The sequence below is a fragment of the Acidisoma sp. 7E03 genome (assembly GCF_054665075.1).
Window position 1 is genome coordinate 30,143 of record NZ_BAAFHE010000017.1, and the last position, 23,530, is coordinate 53,672.

Consider the following 23,530-nt stretch of genomic DNA (forward strand, 5'->3'; position numbering starts at 1 on the left):
GAAAACGGCGTATTTGAGATATTCGTCACATAACGCGCGACGCCATCACACGCGGCGCCGGCGCCCGAGAAAGTCGAGGATCGCCTGCGCCCCTCGCTCCCCCGCCGGCGTCCCGGTCACGGAAAAGGTTTCACCGAAGGCCGCGGCCTGGGCTCCCGCGCAAGCGTCGGGCTCCGCCAAGCCCCGTGCCAAAGCGGCGGGCAGCGCCGCCATCCCGTCGATCACCTGGCCCAGTGCCCAGTGGCGGAAATCCGGGCTCGCTGCCCGCTCCGGCCCGTCCGTGTTGAAGAAGACCGCCGGCCGCGGGCGGGAGATCCATTCATAGATCTGGCTCGAGGCGTCCCCCAGATAGAGATCGGCCGCGTGCACGTAGCTCATGTCGATCGAACGACGGCTGCCGGTATCGATGCGAATGCGTGGATGATTGCGCAAGCGTCGTGGCAGGCCACCCCGCCAGCCCATCCGCCGATGAATCAGCGAGGTGTGCAACAGCCGCTGGAACAGCATCACGTGCGGCGCGAAGATCAGGTTGTAACGCGGGTCCCGCGCAAACCACTCCAGCACCGCTCGGCCAAAGGGATACCAGGAGGAGATGTGCGGGTTGAAATGCGGGTTGTAGAGGACGGTCGGCAGATCGTTGTCGAAGAACCGCTCAGCGGTCCGGCCCAGCGTCAGGTCGAATTTCGGATAGCCGATGACGGCATACCCCCCTTCCCGCACCAGGCCTGCGTTCAGCATGCGGTCCCTCACCTTCTCGCCCGAGAGCAGGACGAGGTCGAATTGACGGGTCACCGCTTGAAAGCCGGCCGCGCCATCTCCGGCGCCATGCGGAATGTAGATGAGCGGCAGGTCGGTCACGCCGAAGCGCGTGCGCAGAAGGGTCGTCGTCGTCTCCGGCACCACCAGCGCGTCATACGCGCGGAAGCTCGCAGCATGTGAGCGCAGGATGGCGATGCGCTTGAAGGGCGCCACGTGCCGCAGCGCCTGGTCGGCGATGCGGCTGCCGAACGGCAAAGCGAGGTCGCGAAAGAGCACCGGCACGCCCGCAGGCCACAAGGCCGCCACGGTCTCGCGCTGCGCCGCACTCGATGTCAGCACATGCACCGCAACCCCACGCCGCGCGAGGCTCGCCGCCACCGGCACCGTATGCGGGATCTGGTGAATGCTGTCGTGGTTGTAGAGGAAGCCGATCTTCATGCGGCGCGCCGCCCGGCCTTCTGTTTGGCAATGCCCCAGAGCCGCGCGAGTTTGGCCGTCATCGAAGTATCCATCCATTTCGCATCGACAAGCGTCACGGGGCCGGCAGCGGACAGCGTGTGCATGCCGTCGCGATAGGGCGCCATCCAGGGCACCGGCCGCAGCCCGTCTTGCGCGGTCGCCGCGAAACCGGTCTCATCCAGCCGCGTGATATCGAGGAAGCGGAGCGCGGCGCCATAGGTACCCCGGCAATCCTGCACGGGCAGCAGCAGGCGGCCGTCACTCATGAAGGGCGTCCCCCCCGGCCGCGCACTGCTCCGGTCGACATGCACGGGATTGCCGGGATGCACCGTCCAGGGTCCGGTCAGCCGCTCCGCCCAGGCGAGGTGCAGATGGCTCTGCTTTGCAACCTTGCCGTGCGACGGCGCATAGAAAAGCCACCACCGCCCGTTGTGATGGAAGGGCGTCGCGTCGATCGCCGGGCCATCCAACGGCAGCGTGCAGGCAGCCTCCCACCGGTCGGGAAAGTGCCGCGCCCGGTACAGGGTGAGCGTGCCGGACTGAAAGGCCTCGGGCAGCATCCAGGTCTCGCCCTCGGCTTCGAAGACCACGGGATAGGAAAGATGCCAGGGCGCGCGCAGCGCCGGCCGCGCCTCCCGCAGATGCAGGTCCGCATCGTAGATCAGCACTTCGATCCACCCGCCGCGCCGCTGATAGTCGAAGCGTTCGACGAAAAGATGAAGCAGGCCCCCGCGCCACAGGCCGAAGGGGTCGGCCCGGAAGCGGCCGGCAGGCAGCGCGGGCAGCCATTGCAGGGACGCCTCGTCAATCCCATCTCGCCAGACCCTGTCGATGGGCTTGCGGATGATTGCGGGGCGCCAGATATCCATCGGCCGCAGCATGTCGTCATTCTCCTTGCGGGCCGATCTCACCACACAGCGGCGAGAGCCTGAGCCATGCGCCCATGATGCTGTTGATCACGCGCATGCGTGGTAGAAGGCTTCTGTGATAGAGTGTCATGCTGTCTGCGCCGTGCAAATCGTGCAGAGCCCATTACGACGGAGAGTGAGAGAGTGGCCAGCGAAGCAGAGGTGATCCAGCAGATCGTGGGGATCGCCCGAAACCTCGAAGGGGTGACGCCCGAAATGGCCGCCGCCATCACGCCGGAAACCCATATCATGCGTGATCTCAGCCTCGATTCCATCGCCGTGATGGATTTCATCATGGAGCTGGAAACCGCCTTCGACACGGTCATTCCACTCGAAAAAGTCGCCGAAATCACGACCGTCGCGGATCTCGCCCGCGCTCTCGGTGCGGAACCGGCCGTGGTCGCGCCCTGATGCTCGGAAAATACGCGGCGCTCGCGAGCGCACTCGGCGGCCTGCGCACCACCGGCGCCGATCCCTTCAACGTCGCCTTCGATCGCGTGCTGTCGCCAACACGGGCCGAGCTTGCCGGCAAGCCCGTGCTCCTGCTTGGCACCAATAACTATCTTGGGCTCACCTTCGAGGAGAGCTGTGTCGCGGAAGCGACGGCCGCGCTGCAGGCGGAAGGCACCGGCACCACCGGCTCGCGCATCGCCAATGGCACCTATGGCGTGCATGGCGCCTTGGAGCGGCGGATCGCCCGCTTCCTGGGGCGCCGCGATGCAATGGTCTTCACCACCGGATACCAGGCCAATCTCGGCGCGCTCGCGGCGCTGGCCGGGCGGGACGACCAACTGCTGCTCGATGCCGACAGCCATGCCAGCATCTATGACGGCTCGCGGCTGAGTGATGCGACCGTCACCCGTTTTCGCCACAACGACCCGGATGATCTGTATCGCCGGCTCCGGCATCTGGCCGACCGGCCGGGTGAGAAGCTCATCGTCGTCGAAGGCATCTATTCCATGCTGGGCGACGTCGCACCGCTCGCTGAATTCGCCGCCGTCAAGCGCGAGACCGGCGCCTATCTGCTGGTGGACGAAGCCCATTCCCTCGGCGTGCTCGGCGATCATGGGCGCGGTCTCGCGGAGCAGGTGGGCGTCGAAGCGGATGTCGATTTCGTCGTCGGCACCTTCAGCAAAAGCCTCGGCAGCATCGGCGGTTTCCTCGCCTCCAGCCTGGACGGGTTCGAGGCGCTGCGACTGACGGCGCGCAGCTACATGTTCACGGCCTCGCTGCCGCCCAGCGTCGCGGCCGGCGTCACCCAGGCGCTGGAGGTTCTGGAGGCACGGCCCGACCTCCGCGCCCATCTCAATCGCAATGCCGCCCGGCTCTATGCCGGCCTGCAAGCGGCGGGCTTCCGTCTGGGCCCGACGGTCAGCCCCATCGTGGGCGTTCGCCTCGGTTCGACGGAACTCGCCATCGCCTTCTGGAACCAGGTTCTGGCACGTGGGCTTTACGTCAATCTCGCGCTGCCACCGGCGACGCCCGAGCGCCAGGCGCTGCTGCGCACCAGCGTCAGCGCGGCCCATAGCGATGCGGATATCGATTTTGCGATCGAGACGATCGTGTCCGTCGGTCGGGACTTAGGGGTGCTGACGCCGTCCCTCGTCGGCGCCGAGGGCTGAGTCTACGCGGCGCGCTCACCGCAGCGCGCCGGCCCGCCTGAGCCGCCACAGCACGCCGGGCGCTGCGAGCAGCGGGTGGCGCCGCTGCCAGTCGCTCAGCGACAGCCGGATGCCGGCGTGGCGCTGCACCTTCCACAGGATGTAGTCGGCACCGCCGGTGAAGGTGAAGGCTGCCTTGGCGAGCCGTGCGAGATTGAGCGGCCGCCCGCAGATGCGGCGTAGCGCCCAGCCGCCACGCGGCAGGGTCGCGGCCTCGGCCGGTGATGCCGCCGCCAGAGCATCGAACCAGGCGGCGTTGGTCTCGTAGAGATGGGCGGGCTGGCGGCTGCTTTCCGGCCGCAATTCGGTCCGATAGGTCTGCGCGAACAGCCCCTGCCACAGCGCCGCGGGCGTCGTGGCGTCGGGGGTGAAATGCCGCGCCCAGAAGAGCGCGGTGCGGGCCGCTTCCGCCGCCAGCGTCGTCACCGCGCGGCGCGCCGTCTCATCGCGGACATAGATCAGCGAACAGGGTTGGGCGAAACGGGTCCAGATCGTGGTGTCGATCGCGTCGCGCCGCACCCGGCGCTGGAACTGCCGCAGCGACAGGGTGGCGACCTTCGCGCGCAGCCCATCCGCACGCAGCAGCGAGACGTTGGGCGGCAGCAACCGGTTGGCAAGCGCTGCGATCGCGCCGCCATGGAAATCCCGCGCAGTGTCATACAGGACGTAGAGGTCGACGAGGCCGGAGAGATCGCCCGTGCGACGGCAAGAGCCGTAGAAGAGCACCGCGCGCACGGCCGCGCCATGCGCCGCGAGCACCTCGTCCACCAGCCGCTCGAGCCCTGCGGGCGCGGGCCGCGCCAATTCGGCAGCGACCAGATCGCGCAACGCCTCGCTCGCAGCCTCGCTCATGGCGCCACCACCGTCACGCGCCCGGCGATGGACAGCAGCACGCCGGCACGCGCATCGAAGGCCTCGCCGTCCAGGATGAAGGGCTGGTCGAGCGTCAGCCGAATGGCATCCCCCCGGCCGGACCGGTAGCCGCCCCGCACCATCCAGGGGCGCGGGCGGCGCAGCGCCATGGCGAGCAGGCCACGCACCAGCCGCCGCGGCGGCGCCGCGATGTCGAGCCAGCGGATGCCGCCCGACCCCCTGCCCCAGAAGGGCCAGAGGCCGAAGATCAGACGGTCGAGCGTCGTCGCCATCACGAGCAGGCGGCGCCCGGCAACCGCAGGCCGCCCCTCGACGGAGAGCGACATTGCCCAGCCCTGGCGCAAGGGCGATTGGCGCCCGAAGAGCATGCGCAGCAGCGTCAAGGCCAGGGTCGCCACCACTTCCAGCCCGTGGCTGAGCCCGCCGCGACGCACGGCTTGGTTGGCCACGGCCTTGGCCTCCGTGAAGCCGCCGGCACCGAAGAGGAAGCCCATCAGCGGCGGGCGCTCCGGCTCGTCCGGCCAGGAGACTTCCAGGACGGGGCAGCTCTTGCGATGCAGCCGACCCGCCTGCGCCGCGGCGATCAGCCGGTCGAGTGCCGCCGCGCCGCTGCCGGCACTGCCCAGAACCCGCGCCGCCAGGTTGGTATTGCCGGCAGAGAGGATCGCGATTTCAGGCGGCGTCTCGGCATAGGCCCGTGGGAAGGCGCTCAGCACGTCACGCAGCGTTCCGTCGCCGCCCGAGATGACGAGCAGGTCGACGCCGTTGTCGGCAAAGGTCTCCAGAGCCTGGCCCAGCGCCTCGAGATCGGGAGGCGCCGCACACAGCAGCCCAGGGTGGCGGGCCGCGATGGCCGCGAGATCCACGGGGTGGGACTTGTTGGCATGGCTTCGGGGGTTGATGATGAAGCCAATCCTCCGGCGGTCCGGGGGAGCGGAAGTTAGCTTACCCAATGACGTTCAGCCTCGCCCATCTCTCCGATCTCCACCTGCCGCCACCCGCGGAAGCCCTGACGTTTCGGCAACGGCACATCAAGCAGACGCTCGCCGTGCTCTCCTGGCGGAGAAAGCGACACCGCATCCATGGCTGGCAGCCGGAGGCGGCGCTGCGCGCGGACATCGCGCACCATGCGCCCGACCATCTGGCTGTCACCGGTGATCTCACCAACTTCGCCCATCCAGCGGAATTCGTGGCCGCCCAGCGCTATCTGAAGAGTTTCGGCGATCCGACCAAGATTTCGGTCGTGCCCGGTAATCATGACATGACAACGACCCTGCCCTGGCAGATGAGTCTATGTCAATGGCAGCCTTGGTTCGCCGATCAGGAAGAAACGAATCTGGAGCGTACTGCCGCGTTTCCTTTCGTCAAAAGGCGAGGCCCCGTGGCGCTCGTCGGCCTCTCCTCCGCAATCCAGACGCGCGTCTTCTCCGCCGCCGGCGCGCTCGGCGCTGCGCAGCTCGAGCGTCTCGCCACGCTGCTCGACCAGCTTGCCGCGGAACGGCTGTTCCGCATCGTCCTCATCCATCACCCGCCGGTGATGGGCCCGGGCGGCCAGCGCAAGGGCTTGCGCGACCGCGCCGCGCTCTGCGCGGTTCTCGCACGGCATGGCGCCGAGCTGCTGCTCGCCGGTCATCATCACCAGAGCCGGCTGCTGCCACTGGTCGGCCCGCACGGCCCGATCGCCCATTTCAGCGCGCCGGCCGCTCTCGCGCAGCGTCCGCACCCGGAATATGCCGGCTGGCACCTGCACCGCGTGACTGCCGTGGCCGGCGGCTGGCGGCTCGACAGCCTGCTCCGCCGCTATGACCCCGAGAGCGGCGCCTTCCGCACGATCGGCGACTGGCAGATGGCGATCCCCGCTCAATAGTGCAGCCGGATCGCGATGCGGTTGACCCCCGGCGCCACGGTGAAGGCCACCTGGCGGAAGCCGGGCAGCGCCAACAGTAGACTTGGATTGTTGGAGAAACCCCACGCCTCGGCCGGCAGCCCGACCAGCGTCAGGTCGAAGCGGTGGTTGCCATTGGCGTCGTCATAGACCGCGACCGCGTAGGTGCCTGGCGCGGAGACCGCGAAGCAGCCGGTGGCACTCGGCCCGGTCACCGGGACGCGGATCAGGCCGATCTTGCCGTGATGGGCCAGAAAACGTTTAGGATCATCACCATAGAGTGTGAAGGTGATGTCCCCTGTGAGCTTGTGGATCGGGGAGACGACCATCTCCAGCCGCGGCATGGCAGAGGTGACGCCGGGAGCGTCGCAAGCGAGGCTCGTCTGTTCGGCCCGCGCGGCTCTGCCGCCGAGCAAGAGCGCGGGCAGAAGGGCCAGGACGGGCAACCAGCGGGGAAAGCACCACCGCCGCAGAGACTTGGCGGGTCGCGGGAGCGGACGAAACATGATGCGCAGTTCTCGACATCGTGATAATGCGACGCAATAGCGCACCCGGACATAACTGTCAGCCGCGGCGCGCATATGCGTCCGCCCTCGCCGCCCGGCACATTGTCTGCGACAAGACATCCGATCAAGACGCCCGATGATGAGGCATCCGACCATCCTCGACCGAGATCCCGCCGCGTCCGGCCAAGTCCGGCTTGGCCTGTAGACGGAACGATAGGCTGTTGCACTTTCTTCCCGAATTTCGCCGGCAGCGCGCGGCGGCGACGCTGGAATACTACCTGCTCGGCCTCTCCGCCCGGCCCTTCGTCGCGACCCTCGCGGTCGTCCTCCCCGCCCTGCTGCTGGAGCGGCTGTTGCGCCTTTTCGACCTGCTCGCGGACAGCGGGGTGCCCACCAGCTCCGTCGGGCACATGCTGCTCGATCTCGTGCCCCAATATCTCGGCCTTGCCTTGCCGGCCGCGCTCTTCATCGGCGTCTATGCGGTGGTTGCGCGCCTCAGCGCCGGCAACGAGCTGGAGGCGATGCAGAGCGCGGGCCTGTCCATGGCCTGGATCAGCCGGCCCTTCCTGCTGCTCGGCCTCGGCCTCGTCATCGTCGCCTATGCCCTCTACGGCTATGCCCAGCCCTATGCCCGCTACGCCTATCGCGACGCGCTGTGGGCCGCGACGGAACGCGGCTGGGATGCCGTGATCCCGCCCGGCCAGATCATCCATGTCGGGCGGGACCTGGTGGTGACGGCGGACGATGCGACGCCCGGCGGCGATCTGCGCCATGTCCTGGTCCGCCAGCAGCTGCCGGACGGGCGGGAGCAGATCACCAGCGGCGAGACCGGGACGCTCGCGCTCACGGAGGGCGGCGGCCAGCTGACGCTGACGCTCAACGAGGGCCATCGCCTCGTCATCCGCCCCGACGGGCGGGTCGAGACCATCACCGCCGACAGCACCACGCTGTCCCGCCCCTTCGTCCTGCATCTGCGGGCCTTCCGCAGCCGCGGCAGCGACGAGCGGGAGATGACCACCGACGAGCTATGGCGCGCCCACCTGCAGCCCAATCCGCCCTTACCCCTGCGCCGGCTGGATGGGGAGCTCTACAGCCGCATCCTGCGCTCGCTCTCCATGGCCGTGCTGCCCCTGCTCGCGGTCTCCATCGGCCTCTCGGCCAAGCGCTCGCGCCGGCAATACGGCATCCTGGTCGGCGTGCTCATCCTCGTCCTCTACGACCACGCGATCCAGCTCACCGCCGCCCTCGGCACAGCCGGGCTGATCGATCCGCGCCTGCCGCTCTGGGGCATCTTCCTGGCCTTCACCGCCTTCTGCCTCTGGATGTTCCACCGCGCCGGGCGCTCCACCAGCGAAGGGCCGCTGGACCCGCTCTTTCTCCGCCTGGAAGAGGCGACGGATCGCCTCGTGGGCCTCTTTACGCGCCGTAGCGCACGCTTCGGGTCTCGCGCCGGATGATCCTGCGCCGCTACCTCACCCGGCTGGTTCTCGGCCGCACCCTCGGCGCGCTCGCCGGGCTGGCCGCCATGCTGCAACTGCTCGAACTCTTCGAGAAGGCGGGCACCATCTTCGCCCATGGCGGCGTGCTGGACATCCTTCATTTCATCGCGCTGCGGCTGCCCGCCATCGTCGCAGAGCTGCTGCCCCTCGCCGTGCTCATCGGCTCTCTGCTCGCTTTCCGGGCGCTTGCGGCGGGGCTGGAGGTGACGACCTTGCGCGCCGCGGGCCTCAGCCTCGGCGACATGGTGGGGGCGCTGCTGCCCGCCTGCCTGCTGCTCGCCCTGGTCCAGTTCGGCCTGCAGAACGAGCTCGCGCCGCGCGCCGACCGCGCCTTCGCCGATTGGTGGGCGCGGCTGGTTCCCGCGGGCGCCGATGCGCCCGCCCCGGCCCAGCTCTGGCTCCGCGCCGGGCCGGACGTCGCGGCGGTGGGCGCGGTCTCCCCCGATGGGCGCAGCCTGGACGGGGTTGAGATCATCACCCGGTCTCCGACGGGTGACGTCACCGCCCGCATCACCGCGCCCCACGCGACGGCGGAGACGGACGGATGGCATCTGACGGAGGCCGAGATCGCGACCGCGGGTGCCCCGCGCAGCCATCGGGTGCCGGGCTATCTTTGGGCGGCAGGCCCCTCGGCCGCCAATATGGATGCCCTGGCGCGGCCCGCGGACAGCCTCTCCTTCGAACGGATGATCCAGATCCTGCAGGGCCGCTGGGTGGGCAGCGAGGGCCGCGCCTCGGACTGGACCTCGCTCTACGGTGCGCTCGCAGTGCTCTTCGCCCCATTCATCATGCTGTGCCTGGCGGCGCCGGTCCTCGTGGCGCCGCCGCGGTCGGAAGGGAACGGCCGCGCGACAGCGATGAGCCTGGCGCTCGGCCTGGGCTACCTGGTCTGCGCCGGTCTCCTGGCGGCCTTCGGCCAGTCCGGCACGGTGCCGCCCTGGCTCGCGGGATGGCTGGCGCCCGTCACCTTCCTCGCCTACGCCATCCTGCGGCTGATGCAGGCGGACGAGGCATGAGCATGACATTTATACGGTCAGGAGCCTTATCTTTTCTTGACAGTTCCGGCCTATGCGCCCCATCCGAGATGGTAAGGAGATTGTAATGTACAGCCGTTGGCGGAAAGAGGGACGCAGTTTCGACCTCGGGCGCATGGCGCTCGCCGATTTGATCCGCGCCTATTCCAGCCATCCTGCGGTGCATCTCTACCTGCTGCTGGCCGTCGTCGCCGGCGTCTATGCGGTCTCCCATGCAACCGCGCCCCTAAGGCAGGGGGCTGCCATTCTCGCGACCGTGCTCGCCTATCCGCTCGCCTGGTACCTCATCCACCGCTTCATCCTGCACGGCCGCTGGCTCTACCGCTCACGCTTCACCGCGGCGCTCTGGAAGCGCATTCATTTCGATCACCACCAGGACCCGCACCGGATGGACGTGCTGTTCGGTTCGCCGCTCAACACGGTGCCGACCATCCTCCTCATCCTCGTGCCGCTCGGCTGGGCCATCGGCGGCACGGCGGCAGGCGCGGCCGCCGCGGTTGCCGCCGGTTTCCTCATCACCTGCCTCTACGAGTTCTGCCACTGCGTGCAGCATCTGAACATCAAGCCGCGCAACCGTCTGCTGCGGCGGATGAAAGAGCTGCACCTCGCCCATCATTTCCATGACGAAACCGGTAATTTCGGTATCACCTCGTTCGGGGTCGACCGTGCCTTCGGCACCTATTACGCGAAGGCGAGCCTGCGGCCACGCTCTCCCTCCGCCTTCAATCTCGGCTATGACGAGAGGGAAGCCGCGCGTTTCCCCTGGGTCGCCCGGCTCTCCGGCCGCCTGCCCCGTGCCCGGCCGCCGCGCTTCGGGGAGGCCGATTGACCATGACACCCAGATCCTCCGCCGGCGGCATCGAAATCCAGCTCGTCACCGGGCGCGCGAAGCTCATGCGCTTCATCCGGCTGGCCGAGCGGCTGATGGCCTCCGACCCGCAGTACATTCCGCCGCTCCGCTCGGAACGCGTCGCCGCCCTCACCCCCAAGGGCAACCCCTTCTTCGGCCATGCCGAGGTCGCCTTCTGGCTCGCCGTCCGGGACGGCAGGGACGTCGGTCGGATCTCGGCGCAGATCGACCGGCTGGCGCCCTCCGATCCGGCCGCCCCCATCGGCAATTTCGGCATGCTCGCGGCCGTGGATGACGAGGCGGTCTTCGCCGCCCTCCTCGCCACCGCCGAAAGCTGGCTCGCGGCGCGCGGCATCCGCCGGGTGCAGGGCCCGTTCAATCTCTCGATCAACGAGGAATCGGGTCTGCTGGTCGAGGGCTTCGACACGCCGCCGATGCTGATGATGCCGCATGATCCGCCCTATGCGGGGGCGCGCCTGGCCGCCCTCGGCTACAGCAAGATCCGCGATCTCTATGCCTATCTGGTCGATGCCAAGGCAGCCCTGCCGCGCGGTGCGGCGGCCATGGTGGCGCGCGGCCTGCCGCCCAACGTCACCCTGCGGCCCATGCGCATGTCGCACCTCAAGGAAGACATCGCCTCCCTCGTCAGCATCTACAACGATGCCTGGTCCACCCATTGGGGCTTCGTGCCGATCACCGAAGCCGAGGTGGACCATATGGCGAAGGCCATGAAGCCGCTGCTGCACGAGCGGCTGATCTGGTTCGCCGACGTGGATGGCGCGCCGGCCGCCTTCGGCCTCTGCCTGCCCGATCTCAATGCCGCCATCCGCGATCTCGGCGGCAAGCTGCTGCCACTCGGCTGGGCCAAGCTGCTCTGGCGTCTCAAGGTCTCGGGCGTGCGCACCGGGCGGGTGCCGCTGATGGGCGTGCGCAAGCAGCACGGCGAAGGCTTGCTCGGCCGACTACTCGCGCTGCACGTCGTGGAAGCGCTGCGGCGGGAAGCGGTGGCCCGCGGCATCACCCATGTCGAGATGTCCTGGATTCTCGAGGACAACCCGCCCATGCGCCATCTGGCGGAAGCCATCGGCGGGCGGCAGTACAAAACCTACCGCGTCTACGAGAAGATGCTGGCCGCATGAGCGCAGCCGGGTTTCTCACCGTCCTGGTCCTGGCCGGCAGCCGGCAGGGCGCGGCCGATCCCATGGCGATCGCGGCCCAGGTCTCGCACAAGGCCCTGCTGCCGATCGCCGGCACGCCCATGCTGCTGCGCGTGATCCGCGCCCTGCGCGCGACGCCCGCCGTCGGCCGCATCATCCTCTCCTGCGAGAGGACGGATCTGCTCGACGGCCGCACGGAGGCCGCGGACGTCATCACGATCCGCGCCGAAGCCTCGCCGGCCGCGAGCGTGGCCGCAGCACTCCGCGACTACGGCACCCCGCTTCTGGTGACGACGGCGGATCACGCCCTGTTGTCTCCCGCCATCCTTGCTGATTTCCTGGCGCAGGCGCCGCAAAGCGCCGATGCCATCGCGGCCGTTGCTCGGGCCGAGGTCGTGCGTGCCGGCTTCCCGGAGACGCGCCGCACCTGGATTCGGCTGCGCGACGGGGATTTCAGTGGCTGCAACCTCTTTCTGCTCCGCCACCCCCGTGCCGCCAGCGCCGTCGCCTTCTGGCGGCGGCTGGAGCATGAGCGCAAGCGGCCGCTGGCCATGGCGCGCCTCATCGGCCCCCGGGCGCTGCTCGCCTATCTGCTCCGGCTCTTGACACTGGACGGGGCCGCCCGGCTTCTAAGCCGACGGGTGGGCGCCACGCTGGCTGCCATCCCCCTCTCCCACGCGGATGCGGCCATCGACGTCGACAAGCCCGCGGATCTCGATCTCGTCGAGAAAACCCTGGCCGCGCGCGCCGCAGCCTGAACCCACGCACCTTGCCCGTAGCATAGTTGGATCGCCCTTTTGGATCTGCACCTCACCTCCGGACCGACCCCCTCGCTCAGCGGCCTGCCCCTTCGCCCAGGTGACTTCGCCACCCTGCCGGACGCGCTCGACTATGCCGCCGAAGGGCTCACCGGCCTCAATTTCTACTCGGGGCGCGGAGAGCTGGCGGCGACGCTCAGCTACCGCAACCTCCGGGCCGATGCGCTGGATCTCGCGCGCCGCCTGCTCGGCCTGGGCTTTGCCCGCGGCGACAGCATCGCGGTCATCGCCGAGACCAGCCCGGATTTCGTCCGCGTCTTCTTCGCCTGCCAATATGCCGGCTTGGTGCCCGTGCCGATGCCCCTGCCCTTCGCCTTCGGCGGGCGGGAGACCTACGTCTCCCACGTCGCGCGGCTGGTGGAAGAATCCCGCGCGGCCGCCCTCTTCGCACCGGAAAGCCTGGTGCCCTGGTTCTCGGCGATGGCGGAAGCGGCGGGCCTGCGTCTTTGCGGCACCGTCGCCGACCTCGCCCGCCTGGCACCGTGGGAGGGCCGCCTGCCCGCGATCGGCCCCGAGGATACGGCCTATCTGCAATTCTCCTCAGGCAGCACGCGCTTTCCGAAGGGCGTCATCATCCGGCAGGCCGCGCTGATGGCCAATGCCGTCGGCATCCTCAACCAGGGCATGGAAATCCAGCTCCATGACCGGGCCGTCTCCTGGCTGCCGCTCTATCACGACATGGGTCTGGTCGGCTTCCTGCTGAGCCCGCTCGCCGGGCAGGTCTCGGTCGATTTCCTGGCGACGCAGGATTTCGCCCGCCGGCCCCGCCTGTGGCTTGCCCTCATCAGCCAGAACCGCGGTACCGTCTCCTATAGCCCGAGCTTCGGCTTCGATCTCTGCACGCGGCGCGAACGCTCGATCGAGAAGGACGGGCTCGACCTCTCCTGCTGGCGCATCGCGGGGATCGGCGGAGACATGATCCGCCCGGGCGCGCTCGCCAAATTCGCCGAGAGCTTCGCCGTCTGCGGCTTCGATGCGCGCGCGTTTCTGCCAAGCTATGGCATGGCGGAAGCGACGCTCGCCATCGCCTTCGCGCCCACGCGCCGCGGCTTCGAGACGGAAACGCTCGACCTCGATCTGTTGGAGAGTGCGGGCCTCGCCCGCCCGGCCCATGGGGAGACGGCTCGCCGCCGCCGCTTCGTGCTCTGCGGCGAGCCGCTCGCCGGCCACGAGATCCAGGTGCGCGGCCCAGACGACACGCCGCTTGGGGATCGTGCGGTGGGCCGCATCCTGGTGCGCGGCCCCAGCATCATGGCGGGCTACATGAACCGGCCAGAGGAAACGCGGGAAAGCCTCTCCCACGACAGCTGGCTGGAGACCGGAGACCTCGGCTACCGCATCGGGCGGACGCTGGTGGTCACCGGTCGCGCCAAGGATCTCATCATCATCAACGGCCGCAACATCTGGCCGCAGGATCTGGAATGGACGGTGGAGCGCACGGTGCCGCAGATCCGCACCGGAGACGTCGCTGCCTTCTCGATCGAGGAGGATGGGCAGGAGGTGCTGGTCATCGCCGTCGAGGCCCGCGGCGTCTCGGATGCGGCCTCGGGTGAAGCGCTCGCCGCCGAGATCGCCGGTGCGCTGCGCAGCCACCACGGCGCGGATGCGCGGGTGGTGCTGCTGCCGCCGGGCAGCCTGCCCTATACCTCCTCGGGCAAGCTGAGCCGCGCCCGCGCGCGGCAGAACTACCTCGCCTCCCTCGCGCCGTCGGCAGGCGCCATCGCGGCGTGACGCCGGTCGCGGCGCTGACGGGCGGCACCGGCTTCCTCGGCCGCGCCATCGCCGTGGCGCTCACCGAGGCGGGCTGGCAGGTGCGCCTGCTGGTGCGGGCGGCGCCCCTCCATCCGCAACTCGAAGGCCTGCCGCTGCAGCTCGTGCTCGGCGGCCTCGCCGATCAGGAGGCGCTGGCGCGCCTGGTCTCCGGCGCGCGCCTCGTCGTCCATGCCGCCGGTTTGGTGAAGGCGCGCCACGCTGCCGCTTTCCACGCCATCAATGCCGAGGGCACACGCCACCTTGCGGAGGCAGTAGCGGCCGAACCTGCGGCGCCGCCCCTGCTCCTCATCTCCTCGCTCGCCGCCCGCAGCCCCGAACTTTCCGCCTATGCGGCCAGCAAGCGCGCCGGCGAAGAGGCCGTGGCGGCCATTCTCGGCACGGGTCACCCCTGGGCGGTACTACGCCCCTCCGCCATCTACGGCCCCTGGGACCGCGAGGGGCTGGCGATGCTGAAGCTCGCTGCCGGCCGCCTGGCGCCCGCCATCCGCGCGCCCGAGCCGCGCATCGCCATGATCCACGTGCGCGATGCGGCGGCCGCCGTCCGCGCTCTGGCGATGAGCGACCTCCGCCAGCAGACCTACGAACTGGGCGATGCCCGGACCGATGGCTACGGCTGGCGGGAGTTGCTGTCGCGCATCGGTGCGGCCCTCGGCACGGCGCCGCGTCCGGTACCGGTGCCGGACGCGGCCCTCCTCGCCGCCGGTTATCTCAGCGACCGTCTCGCCGAACTGCGCGGCCATGCGGCGATCTTCGGCCTCGGCAAGGCGCGGGAAATCCTGCATCGCGATTGGCGCATCGACCCGGAGACGCAAATTCCAGCGGCGATCTGGCGCCCGACGATCGACCTCGACACTGGCATGGCCGAGACCGTCGCCTGGTGGAACGGCGTCAACCGCCGTGCCGCATGAAGGCGAGGATCGCGGCGGCCGCGCGTCCGGAGGCTCCCTCCACCGGCCCCAGGGAGGCCCGCGCCATCTCCTCCTGCTTCGCACGATAGAGATGATGGCGCGCCGGCGCCGCGCGGATCGCCGCCATCAGATCCCGCGGGTCCTCCACCACGTCGCCCAGCTGCCAATGCGCGAAATTAGGGTCGCCCTGCCAAGCGAGGCGATGGGCGTTGAGGAAGACGCAGGGCCGCGGCCGTACGAGGAATTCATAGACCTGGCTGCTGACGTCCCCCACGAAGATGTCGGCGGCTTCCGTATAGGTCATGTCCAGCAGCCGGTCGGAGCTTGTGTCGATCAGGATCTGCGGCGTGCTGCGCGCCTCCCAGGCGGCACGCAGCGTCGCCTCACGCCTGCGAAACATCTTCACATGCGGCGCGACGATCAGGTTGAACTCCTTCTGTGCCGCGAAATCCGCCAGCATCGGCGCGATGAAGCGCGGCCAGGAGGTGAGCTTCGGCGCCTTGTGTGCAGCGTAGAGGACGATCGGCCGAGGCTCGGCGAACAACGGCGCCGCCTGTCTCTGCAGGAGCGCGCAGGTTTCGAGCTTGACCGCACCGACCGCGACACAGCGATCGGGCTGCGCGAAGCCGCCCTCGATCATGCGGCGCGCACTTTTCGGCCCCGAGACGAGAATGAGATCGAAGGGCTTGGCCTGATGCGAAAAGCTCCGCGCCCGGTCGCCCGCGCCGTGCGGATAGAGGATGAGTTTCGGATGCCGGATGCCGAGGCGGCGTGCGAGCGATACCGTATCCTCCACTGCGACGATCGCGTCATACCCGTCAAGCAGGCGGCGGTTGTCGAGCATCACCAGCGTCTTGAACATCCCAAAGCGGCGCAGGGCGCTTTGCAGCAAGCGGGTCAGCGCCGAGCGGTGCAGGCGGCGACTGGTCATCGCCGGTGGCCCGAGGCTGTCGCCGATGCGCGCCAGCGGCCGCGCCGCCTCCGGATCGTTGATAAAGCTGTCGACCGTCACCCCCGGATGCCGCGCCAGCGCATGGGCGATCGCGGCGCCGTGGTAGCATTGATAGGCTTCCGCGATGTAGAGGAAGGCGATGTTCATCCTGCCCCGTCTCTACCGATGCGCAGCGCCGCTTGGCAATCGGCGCTGAGAGCGGGTCGAGGATGACGCGAAGCGGCGGCGGCTCTCTCGGCCGTATCTTCCAAAATCTGGGCTGGCTGCTGGCGGGCAAGGGTGTCGGCGCCGTGCTCAGCCTGGTCTATCTGGCGCTCGCGGCCCGTCTGCTGGGCCCGCGCGGCTTCGGCGAGTTCACCCTCGTGACCGGCGGCGCGCAGGCGGTGGCCGCCTTCGTTACCTTCCAGACCTGGCAGATCGTGGTCCGCTATGGCCTGCCGCATCTGCAGGCGGGAGACCGCGCCGCCGCCGCGCGGCTCGGCGCCTTCTGCCTCACGATCGACCTCGGCGCGGCCTTGGTGGGCTGCGTCGTCGCGAGCCTCGCGGTCGGGCTGCTGGGCCCCCGGCTCGGCTGGCCGCCGGGCCTCGCCCTCAGCGGCCTCGGCTTCTCCTTCGTCATCCTGCTCACCACCCGCTCCACCGCCGTCGGCATCCTGCGCCTGCATGACCGCTTCGGCACGGGGGCGGCCGCCGACGCGGTGACGCCGATCACGCGCTTCCTCGGCGCGCTTGCCGCGGTGGCGGCCGGCGCCACCGTCGGCCGCTTCCTGCTTGCCTGGACGGCCGCCGAACTCCTCACCGCCGCCGCCTATTGGATGGCGGTCGCGCGCAGCGTACCCGGCGCCCTCGCCTGGCCCTCTCCCCGTACGCTTGCACATGCCGTGCGGGAGAATGCCGGCATCTGGCACTTCACCTGGATGACCAATCTGAACACCACGCTGGACCAGGGGGCGAAACAGGCGGTCGTGCTGCTGGTGGGCCTCTTCGCGGGTGCCGCCGGGGCCGGGCAATATCGCCTGGCGTCACAGCTCACCCAGGCGCTGGCGCGCATTTCGGACATGGCCTCCCGCGCCATGTTCTCGGAACTCGCGCGCGCCCATGGCAGCGGCGCGGCGGGGGATTTCCGCCGCCTCATCCTGCGCGCCGCCGCCCTCGCCACCGGGGCAGGCGCCGTCATCACCCTGCTGCTGATCTGTCTCGGCCGGCCGCTGCTGCACCTCGTCGGCGGGCGCGCCTATCTCGACGTCTATCCCCTGCTCGTCCTGCTCGGCCTCGCCGCCGCGCTCGACCTCGCAAGCGTGGTCTTCGAGCCGGCCTTGGTCGCCATGGGCCGGGCCGGCCGCGCGCTCGGGGTACGCATCCTGGCGACCCTCGGCCTGCTCGGGCTGCTCGCCATCTGCCTGCCGCTCGACGGGATCGAGGGCGCGGCGATCGCGGTTCTCGCCGCCTCGGCGCTTGCGCTGCTGATGTTCGCGCTCGCCGCCGCCCGCGCGGTCAGTCCCGTTCGGCGCTGACCTGGCGGGTGCATTGCGTGTCAGCCGCATCCCCGGAATAGAAGCCACGCAGCTTCTTAGGACTGACCATCACCGTCTCGGTCCCCTGCAGCTGGTTGCCCTGGATGCTCGCGGTCAGCGTCGCCCGGCCGCTTCCATCCGCGAGCGACAGGTGGCCGGCCGAATCGACCGAGCCCGTCAGCTTGTGGTGATGCGTCCAGGCCGTGCCGCCCGCGATCTCGATGGTGATGGATTGGGTCGCGTCACCGCAGCCACGGCCGGCCCATTGCGGCGTCGTGGTGCCGCGATAGGTGCCGTCGAAGGGCGAGGCCGCCTGTGCCTGCGAAGCGGTCAGGCAGGCGGCAGCCATCACGGCGGCGGCGGACAGGCGGCGCATCGGCAACTCCTTCACGAAGAGCCTCGACATAGCCCCCGCCTCCGCCTCACGCCAGACCACGCGGAGCCTGCCTTGCCATCGGGCGCGGAGCGGGTCTCTATCGCCGCCACGGGCCAAGAGCCGCCGAGGCGGCGGCAGCAGCGGAGCGCATGATGAAGACACTCTCCTGGACGGATGCGGCCATTCGCCATGAACTGGCCCGGCTGAAGGCGGCGAAACCCTTCTGCTATGGCCTTACCAACTACGTCACCGCCGGGCTCACGGCCAATGTCCTGCTCGCCATGGGCGCCGGCCCCGCCATCGGCACGGCGATGGACTGGCCGACGGTCTTCGGCCGCCATGCCCATGCGGTCTGGATCAACACGGCCTGCCTGATGAGCTGCGGCCCCGAGGACATCCGCGCCGCCGCGCGTGCCGCGCATGAGGGGAACGTGCCCTGGGTGCTCGATCCCGTGGCGGTCGGCGCCGGCGCGCCGGAATACGATGCCGTCGTCCGCAGCCTGCTCGACTTCAAGCCGACGGCGATTCGCGGCAATGCCTCCGAACTCATCGCCCTTGCCGGGGGCGATGGCGGCGGCCAGGGCGTGGAGACCACCACCACCTCGGACAAGGCCCTGCCCTATCTCGAGCGCGTGGCGGCCGAACGCGGCACCATCGCCGCCGTCAGCGGCCCGACCGACTACGTGACCGATGGCCGCACGACGATCGCGATCACCGGCGGCGATGCGCGGCTGACCCAGGTGACCGGCGCGGGCTGCTCGCTCGGCGCCCTCGTCGCCGGCCTGCTCGCGAAGGCCGAGGACCGGCTGACGGCCGTCGCCGCCGCCCATGCGATCTTCGCCGTCGCCTCGGAGCGCGCCGCGGCGGCCCGCGGCCTCGGCAGCTTCGCGACCCAGTTCCTCGACGAACTCTCCCTGCTCGATCCCGCGGAAGAGACGGTTTAGGCCGCCCTGACGCGAACGGAGCCATCCTGAAAATCGTCATGCCCGGCCTTGAGCCGGGCATCTACCCGCCCAGGCGCCCTGACGGCGTTTGGGCGCCGCAACGGGTAGGCCCGCGGCATAAAGCCGCGGGTGACGATGAACGGAGCGCGATCATGTCGTGCCGGTGGTCTCCGGCACCCAGTAGAGGATGCGCTTCAACAACCGGTCGACGAGCACCCAGAGCAGGATCGCCATCACCGAGAGGATGGTGAGCGCCGAGAACATCACATCCGTCTGGATGCGGGCATTGGCGTTTATCATCACATAGCCGAGTCCGGCGGAGGAGCCGACCCATTCGCCGATGATGGCGCCGATCGGCGCGATCGCCGCGGCGACGCGCAGGCCCGAGCCGAAGGCCGGGAGAGCGGCGTAGAGACGCACGTGGCGCAGCATCGCCCAAGGGCTCGCATCCATCGTCCGCGCCAGATCGAGCCAGCCACGATCCACCCGCCGCAGCCCATCGAAGAAAGAGGCGGTGACCGGGAAGAAGATGACGAGCACGGCCATCACCACTTTCGAGGCCATGCCGAAGCCGAACCACAGCACCAGAAGCGGCGCCAGGGCGAAAACCGGGATCGCCTGGCTCAGCAGCAGCAGCGGCAATAGCCAGCGCTGCAACAGGGGCGAGAAGACCATGCCGAGGGCGAGAGCGGCGCCGAGCACGGTCCCGCAGAGGAGGCCGAGGAGGATTTCCGCGAAGGTGGTGGCGGCGGCGCCCAGCAGGGTCTCGCGCTGCGCGACCAAAGCCTGCGCTACGGCCACCGGGCTCGGCAGCATATAGGGCGGCACGGGCGTAAAGGCGGTGACCGCCCACCAGGCGAGGATGAGCCCTGCGAGGGTGATGAGCGGGCGGAGGACATGGCGGATCACGCGGCCGCACCCTCCGCCAGTTGACGCAGGAGATGCCCCTGTGTCGCGAGCAGCTGCGGATCGTCCGGCATCCGCGGCGGATGGCCCGGCACCTGGATCGGAGCCCCGAGCGTCGCGGGCGTGCCGGACAGCACCACCAGATGATGGCCGAGGCGGCAGGCCTCGAAGGGATCATGGGTGATGAGCAGCACCGTACGGCCCGCGAGCAGCTCGGCCGCCAGTTCCTGCACGCGGGCGCGCGTCACGGTGTCGAGCGCGGAGAAGGGCTCGTCCATCAGCACGATGGGGCGGTCCTCATACAACGTGCGGGCGATCGCCGCGCGCTGACGCATGCCGCCCGAAAGCGCGCCGGGCAATGCCCCCGCCCGATCGCCGAGGCCGACGCGCTCCAGCAGATGAAGCGCCCGCGCGGTATCGGGCTTCTCGCCCCGCAGGCGGCTGCCGAGCATGACGTTCTGCTGCGCCGTCAGCCAGGGATAGAGCAGATCGGTCTGGCCCATATAGGCGACCCGGCCGGCGAGCGGCCGCCCATCCGTCGCCCGCACCTCGCCGGCGCTCGGCACCGCGAGGCCCGCCAGGATCTTGAGCAGGCTGGTCTTGCCGACGCCGCTGGTGCCGAGGAGGGCGACGAAGGTGCCGCCTTCGATGGTGAGATGCAGGTTTTCGAAGATCGTCCGGGCGCCGAAGCGCAGCGTCAGCCCGTCGATGACGAGGCCCGGGCAGCCGCTCGGCGTCATTCCACCGCCCCACCCGGCCAGCCGATGTCCCAGAACTGGGCTTCGAGCAGGCTTGCGGTGCGAAAGGTCTCGAGCAGGGTGGGATAGCGCGCTTCCGCGCCTCGGCGCTGGCCATAGGCGTCGAGGTCAAGGATCGCCTGGGCCACCGTCGCGCGATACTCGGCGCCGGCATAGCTGCGAATCCAGGGCGCGTACGGGTTGCCCTCCAGCACCGTCGCGGGATCGGCCAGCAGGCGTTCGGCGATCTCGGCATAGCCCACGAGGCAGGGGGCCAGCGCGACCTCGAGGTCCAGCCGGTCGCCGGCAGCGCCGCGTTCGAGAAAGAAGGTCGCATAGGCCGTCATGCGCAGATCGGGCGGGGCGGCTTCCATCTCGGCCTCGCTGATCCCCCACTCGCGACAATAGGCCACGTGCAGCGGCATCTCGACCTCGAGCAGCGCCGTCATCGTCCGCTGGGCGGCGAGGATCTCCGCCAGCGTCTCGCTCTTGAAGCCGGCCAGCGCATAAGCGCGCGTGTAGTGGATGAGATAGAGATAGTCCTGGATGAGAAAGGCCTGGAAGCCTGCCTGCGGCAGCGTGCCGCGGCCGAGCGCGCGGACGAAGGGGTGATCGAGATAGGCGCCCCAGGCCGCGGCCGCATCGCGCCGCAGCCGGCCGAAGAGGCCGTAGTCGTAATCCGGCGCCACGGCCTGGGCGTTCTCGTCCACCGTCATCTTCGCCTCGTCCTGCCGCGCATCTCAGGGGGATTGCAGCTCGATCGCATAAGCGCCGAGCGGCGGCTTCGTCTTGATCAGCTTGCGCTCCACCATGAACTGCTCGTAGGCGAGGTAGCGCGCCCGGTCGAGCGTGAAGGGATTCGTCGCGAAGTAATCCAGCGTCTGGAACCAGGCCGTCTTGTTCAGCGTGGTGTTCAGGTCGGGATGCTGCTTGATGAAATCCGCCCACATCTCCTGCGGATGCGCGCGCAGATAGGCCGTTCCCTCCTGCAGCGCCTTCAGGAACTTGGCGATCTTCGGATCATGCGCCTCCCGCTTATTGGCGATCAGCACCAACTCGTCATCCGGCGGCACGCCGTAATCCTCGGGCGAGAAGGTGATCGGGTCCTTGCCCATCTCCTTCAGCTCGTTGACCTCGATATTGCGATAGGCGCCGATCACGCCATCCACCTGATGCGAGGTCAGCGCGGTGACGAGCGCGAAGTTGACGTTGACGAGCGTCACGTCCCGCGGCGAGAGGCCGGCATGGCTCAGCATCGTGTCGATGATGGAATCGTCGAGGCCCGCGACCGAATAGCCGATCTTCTTGCCCTTGAAGTCCGCCACGCTGCGAATGCCGCTGCTTTTGAGCGCGACGAGCACGTTCAGCGGCTTGTCGATCAGCGTGCCGACGCGCACCACCGGCAGGCCTTGCTCGGCCATGAAATAGAGCTGCGGCTGATAGGTCAGCGCGAGATCGCCCTGGCCGGCCGCGATCTGGCGCGGCGGCAGACTGGGATCGGCGGGCGCGATGATTTTCACGTCCAGCCCTTCGCGCGCGAAGGCGCCGGAATACTCGGCGGCGAGGATCGTCGCATGGTCCGGATTGACGAACCAATCCAGGAGCAGCGTGATCTTGTCATTGGCATGGGCGGCCGGAATGGCGAGCAGCAGGGCCGCGAGACTGAGCAGGAAACGACGCAAGAGAAGAGCCTCCTCACCGCCGCGCGCTCTCGGGCCCGATGCCCAAGCCGCGCGGAGTCGGCACCCATCCGGGCGCCTTCCGCTTACGCGGGACGCGGAGGGATGAAAAGGGACATGGCGGCGCGCATCCTTCAATCGCCGCGGACGCGCGCCAGCCTCCCGGTCAGCCTTTCTGTCGGCCTCCCGCTCACCCCTCCGACAGGTCGAGTTCCGCGAGATCGGCGAGCAGGCCCCGTCCCTGCGGCGTCCAGCCGAGGTCTGCCTGCGTGCGGGCGCTGGAGGCCGGCATGTCATGCTGAGCGAAGCGGCTCATCCAGCCGAAATAGGCTGACGCCTCCTCGGGCGTCAGCGCCTTCACCGGCAGGCCGAGGCGCGCGCTCAGCGTCTCGGCGATGGCGCGGATCGAGACACCCTCTTCGCCCACCGCATTGTAGACGGCACGCGGGGCGGCGCGTTCGATCGCCAGCCGGTAGAGCGGGGCCACGTCCGAAACATGGGCGGCCGCCCATCGCGTGGTGCCCTCGCCGACATAGGAGAGATACCCTTTCTCCCGCGCGATCCCGATATAGGGGGTGATGAGGCCCTGGCGCCGCCTGTCATGCACCTGAGGCAGGCGCATGGCGATGGCTTTGACACCGCGCGCGGCCGCCGCCCACAGTGCCTGTTCGGAGGCGGCGCGGGGGATGACCTCGGCGTCCTGAGTGGGCGCCTCCTCGGTCAGAATCGCGCCCGGGGCGGCGCGGCCGATGGCGACGCCGGAGGTCACGACCAGCGGCTTGCCGGTGCCGGCGAGGCCATCGGCGAGCGCGGTGACGACCTCTGCGTCATCCGCGCAATTGGCGGCGAAGGTCGAGAAATCATGATTGAAGGCGAGATGGATGACGCCGTCGCTGCCGGCGGCGGCCGAGCGCATCAAGGCATGATCCGTCATCGAGCCTTGCAGCACCTCGGCGCCCTGGGCCGCGAGGGCCGCCGCCTTTTCGGGCGCCCGGCACAGGCCGAGAACCTGATGGCCGGCCTGGATGAGGTTGGGGACGAGAGCGGAACCGATGAATCCGGTGGCGCCGGTCACAAAGATACGCATGGGGAACTCTCCGCTTGCTTGAGGGCGGAGAGATGCGGGCAGAGGGCAAAGGGGTAAAGCCGAAAGCTTATCCTGGTATAAGTTCTTCCCCCTTTGCACGAGACATAAGAAAAGCCCGAGGCCTGGACGGCCATCGGGCTTTCTGACGGAGATTTGGTTGCGGGGACAGGATTTGAACCTGTGACCTTCAGGTTATGAGCCTGACGAGCTACCGGGCTGCTCCACCCCGCGGGGGTGATGGTGTG

The 23,530-nt window shown here is 69.2% G+C and carries 24 protein-coding genes and 1 tRNA gene; 12 read left to right on the plus strand and 13 right to left on the minus strand.

The genetic code is table 11. The features are described 5' to 3' along the window. Positions 1-45 precede the first annotated feature (45 nt). Entirely contained in the window at positions 46-1,197 is a 1,152-nt protein-coding gene (locus ACYQ6W_RS20505) for a hypothetical protein (RefSeq protein ID WP_459677922.1), read from the minus strand. Then, complete coding sequence (locus ACYQ6W_RS20510) at positions 1,194-2,099, minus strand: glucosamine inositolphosphorylceramide transferase family protein (RefSeq protein WP_459677923.1); 906 nt, start codon at positions 2,097-2,099, stop codon at positions 1,194-1,196. Before ACYQ6W_RS20510 ends, ACYQ6W_RS20505 begins: the two co-directional genes overlap by 4 nt. A gap of 171 nt (positions 2,100-2,270) precedes the next feature. Here ACYQ6W_RS20510 and ACYQ6W_RS20515 point away from each other — a divergent pair, with 171 nt between their 5' ends. After that, a complete protein-coding gene (locus tag ACYQ6W_RS20515) occupies positions 2,271-2,537 on the plus strand; it encodes an acyl carrier protein (RefSeq protein WP_459677924.1) in 267 nt (88 codons plus the stop codon). Next, on the plus strand, positions 2,537-3,748 hold the full coding sequence (gene spt, locus ACYQ6W_RS20520) for a serine palmitoyltransferase (RefSeq protein ID WP_459677925.1): 1,212 nt from the start codon (positions 2,537-2,539) through the stop codon (positions 3,746-3,748). Before ACYQ6W_RS20515 ends, spt begins: the two co-directional genes overlap by 1 nt. 15 nt (positions 3,749-3,763) lie before the next feature. On the opposite strand, the gene ACYQ6W_RS20525 is transcribed toward spt, so the two are convergent. Both ACYQ6W_RS20525 and ACYQ6W_RS20530 read right to left on the minus strand, forming a co-directional pair. Continuing rightward, positions 3,764-4,639 carry a hypothetical protein gene (locus tag ACYQ6W_RS20525; protein WP_459677926.1) on the minus strand — a complete coding sequence of 292 codons (876 nt, stop codon included), beginning with the start codon at positions 4,637-4,639 and terminating at the stop codon, positions 3,764-3,766. Continuing rightward, positions 4,636-5,526, minus strand: coding sequence for a diacylglycerol/lipid kinase family protein (locus ACYQ6W_RS20530; RefSeq protein WP_459677927.1), 891 nt, complete (start codon positions 5,524-5,526; stop codon positions 4,636-4,638). The genes ACYQ6W_RS20525 and ACYQ6W_RS20530 overlap by 4 nt, the downstream gene beginning before the upstream one ends. An 86-nt stretch (positions 5,527-5,612) precedes the next feature. Between ACYQ6W_RS20530 and ACYQ6W_RS20535 the strand changes: the two genes are divergently transcribed. Next, positions 5,613-6,527: a metallophosphoesterase family protein gene (locus tag ACYQ6W_RS20535; protein WP_459677928.1), complete on the plus strand. Its 915-nt coding sequence runs from the start codon at positions 5,613-5,615 to the stop codon at positions 6,525-6,527. Here the strand turns inward: ACYQ6W_RS20535 and ACYQ6W_RS20540 are convergent. Then, positions 6,521-7,051, minus strand: coding sequence for a DUF2141 domain-containing protein (locus tag ACYQ6W_RS20540; protein ID WP_459677929.1), 531 nt, complete (start codon positions 7,049-7,051; stop codon positions 6,521-6,523). The genes ACYQ6W_RS20535 and ACYQ6W_RS20540 overlap by 7 nt on opposite strands. Before the next feature lie 221 nt (positions 7,052-7,272). On the opposite strand from ACYQ6W_RS20540, the gene ACYQ6W_RS20545 reads away from it, so the two are divergent. The 7 genes from ACYQ6W_RS20545 (at position 7,273) to ACYQ6W_RS20575 (ending at position 15,090) form a co-directional block, all read left to right on the plus strand. Next, on the plus strand, positions 7,273-8,508 hold the full coding sequence (locus ACYQ6W_RS20545; protein WP_459677930.1) for an LptF/LptG family permease: 1,236 nt from the start codon (positions 7,273-7,275) through the stop codon (positions 8,506-8,508). Next, positions 8,505-9,566 carry an LptF/LptG family permease gene (locus ACYQ6W_RS20550; RefSeq protein WP_459677931.1) on the plus strand — a complete coding sequence of 354 codons (1,062 nt, stop codon included), beginning with the start codon at positions 8,505-8,507 and terminating at the stop codon, positions 9,564-9,566. Before ACYQ6W_RS20545 ends, ACYQ6W_RS20550 begins: the two co-directional genes overlap by 4 nt. An 85-nt stretch (positions 9,567-9,651) precedes the next feature. Beyond that, positions 9,652-10,413 carry a sterol desaturase family protein gene (locus ACYQ6W_RS20555; RefSeq protein WP_459677932.1) on the plus strand — a complete coding sequence of 254 codons (762 nt, stop codon included), beginning with the start codon at positions 9,652-9,654 and terminating at the stop codon, positions 10,411-10,413. Between the two features lie 2 nt (positions 10,414-10,415). Beyond that, complete coding sequence (locus ACYQ6W_RS20560; protein WP_459677933.1) at positions 10,416-11,573, plus strand: N-acetyltransferase family protein; 1,158 nt, start codon at positions 10,416-10,418, stop codon at positions 11,571-11,573. Next, complete coding sequence (locus ACYQ6W_RS20565) at positions 11,570-12,349, plus strand: NTP transferase domain-containing protein (protein ID WP_459677934.1); 780 nt, start codon at positions 11,570-11,572, stop codon at positions 12,347-12,349. Before ACYQ6W_RS20560 ends, ACYQ6W_RS20565 begins: the two co-directional genes overlap by 4 nt. A gap of 39 nt (positions 12,350-12,388) precedes the next feature. Continuing rightward, positions 12,389-14,140 (plus strand): fatty acyl-AMP ligase, encoded by a 1,752-nt coding sequence (locus ACYQ6W_RS20570; RefSeq protein WP_459677936.1) that lies wholly within the window; start codon positions 12,389-12,391, stop codon positions 14,138-14,140. Next, positions 14,137-15,090 (plus strand): NAD-dependent epimerase/dehydratase family protein, encoded by a 954-nt coding sequence (locus tag ACYQ6W_RS20575; RefSeq protein ID WP_459677937.1) that lies wholly within the window; start codon positions 14,137-14,139, stop codon positions 15,088-15,090. The genes ACYQ6W_RS20570 and ACYQ6W_RS20575 overlap by 4 nt, the downstream gene beginning before the upstream one ends. Here the strand turns inward: ACYQ6W_RS20575 and ACYQ6W_RS20580 are convergent. Then, entirely contained in the window at positions 15,071-16,189 is a 1,119-nt protein-coding gene (locus ACYQ6W_RS20580; RefSeq protein WP_459677938.1) for a hypothetical protein, read from the minus strand. The two genes, ACYQ6W_RS20575 and ACYQ6W_RS20580, sit on opposite strands and share 20 nt — an antisense overlap. A 62-nt stretch (positions 16,190-16,251) precedes the next feature. Between ACYQ6W_RS20580 and ACYQ6W_RS20585 the strand changes: the two genes are divergently transcribed. Then, a complete protein-coding gene (locus ACYQ6W_RS20585; protein WP_459677939.1) occupies positions 16,252-17,556 on the plus strand; it encodes a lipopolysaccharide biosynthesis protein in 1,305 nt (434 codons plus the stop codon). Here ACYQ6W_RS20585 and ACYQ6W_RS20590 read toward each other — a convergent pair. Next, a complete protein-coding gene (locus tag ACYQ6W_RS20590) occupies positions 17,537-17,962 on the minus strand; it encodes a hypothetical protein (protein WP_459677940.1) in 426 nt (141 codons plus the stop codon). The two genes, ACYQ6W_RS20585 and ACYQ6W_RS20590, sit on opposite strands and share 20 nt — an antisense overlap. A 119-nt stretch (positions 17,963-18,081) precedes the next feature. Here ACYQ6W_RS20590 and thiM point away from each other — a divergent pair, with 119 nt between their 5' ends. Beyond that, on the plus strand, positions 18,082-18,876 hold the full coding sequence (gene thiM / locus ACYQ6W_RS20595; RefSeq protein WP_459677941.1) for a hydroxyethylthiazole kinase: 795 nt from the start codon (positions 18,082-18,084) through the stop codon (positions 18,874-18,876). A gap of 150 nt (positions 18,877-19,026) precedes the next feature. Here the strand turns inward: thiM and ACYQ6W_RS20600 are convergent, their stop codons facing one another. The 6 genes from ACYQ6W_RS20600 to ACYQ6W_RS20625 all read right to left on the minus strand — a co-directional run bounded on the left by ACYQ6W_RS20600 (position 19,027) and on the right by ACYQ6W_RS20625 (position 23,516). After that, positions 19,027-19,785: an ABC transporter permease gene (locus ACYQ6W_RS20600; protein WP_459677942.1), complete on the minus strand. Its 759-nt coding sequence runs from the start codon at positions 19,783-19,785 to the stop codon at positions 19,027-19,029. Then, a complete protein-coding gene (locus tag ACYQ6W_RS20605; RefSeq protein ID WP_459677943.1) occupies positions 19,782-20,522 on the minus strand; it encodes an ABC transporter ATP-binding protein in 741 nt (246 codons plus the stop codon). Before ACYQ6W_RS20605 ends, ACYQ6W_RS20600 begins: the two co-directional genes overlap by 4 nt. Beyond that, a complete protein-coding gene (locus ACYQ6W_RS20610; protein ID WP_459677945.1) occupies positions 20,519-21,235 on the minus strand; it encodes a TenA family protein in 717 nt (238 codons plus the stop codon). Before ACYQ6W_RS20610 ends, ACYQ6W_RS20605 begins: the two co-directional genes overlap by 4 nt. A 24-nt stretch (positions 21,236-21,259) precedes the next feature. Then, a complete protein-coding gene (locus ACYQ6W_RS20615) occupies positions 21,260-22,201 on the minus strand; it encodes an ABC transporter substrate-binding protein (protein WP_459677946.1) in 942 nt (313 codons plus the stop codon). A gap of 187 nt (positions 22,202-22,388) precedes the next feature. Then, on the minus strand, positions 22,389-23,285 hold the full coding sequence (locus ACYQ6W_RS20620; RefSeq protein WP_459677947.1) for an SDR family oxidoreductase: 897 nt from the start codon (positions 23,283-23,285) through the stop codon (positions 22,389-22,391). Positions 23,286-23,439: 154 nt separating this feature from the next. Beyond that, positions 23,440-23,516 (minus strand) — tRNA-Met (locus ACYQ6W_RS20625). Positions 23,517-23,530 lie beyond the last annotated feature (14 nt).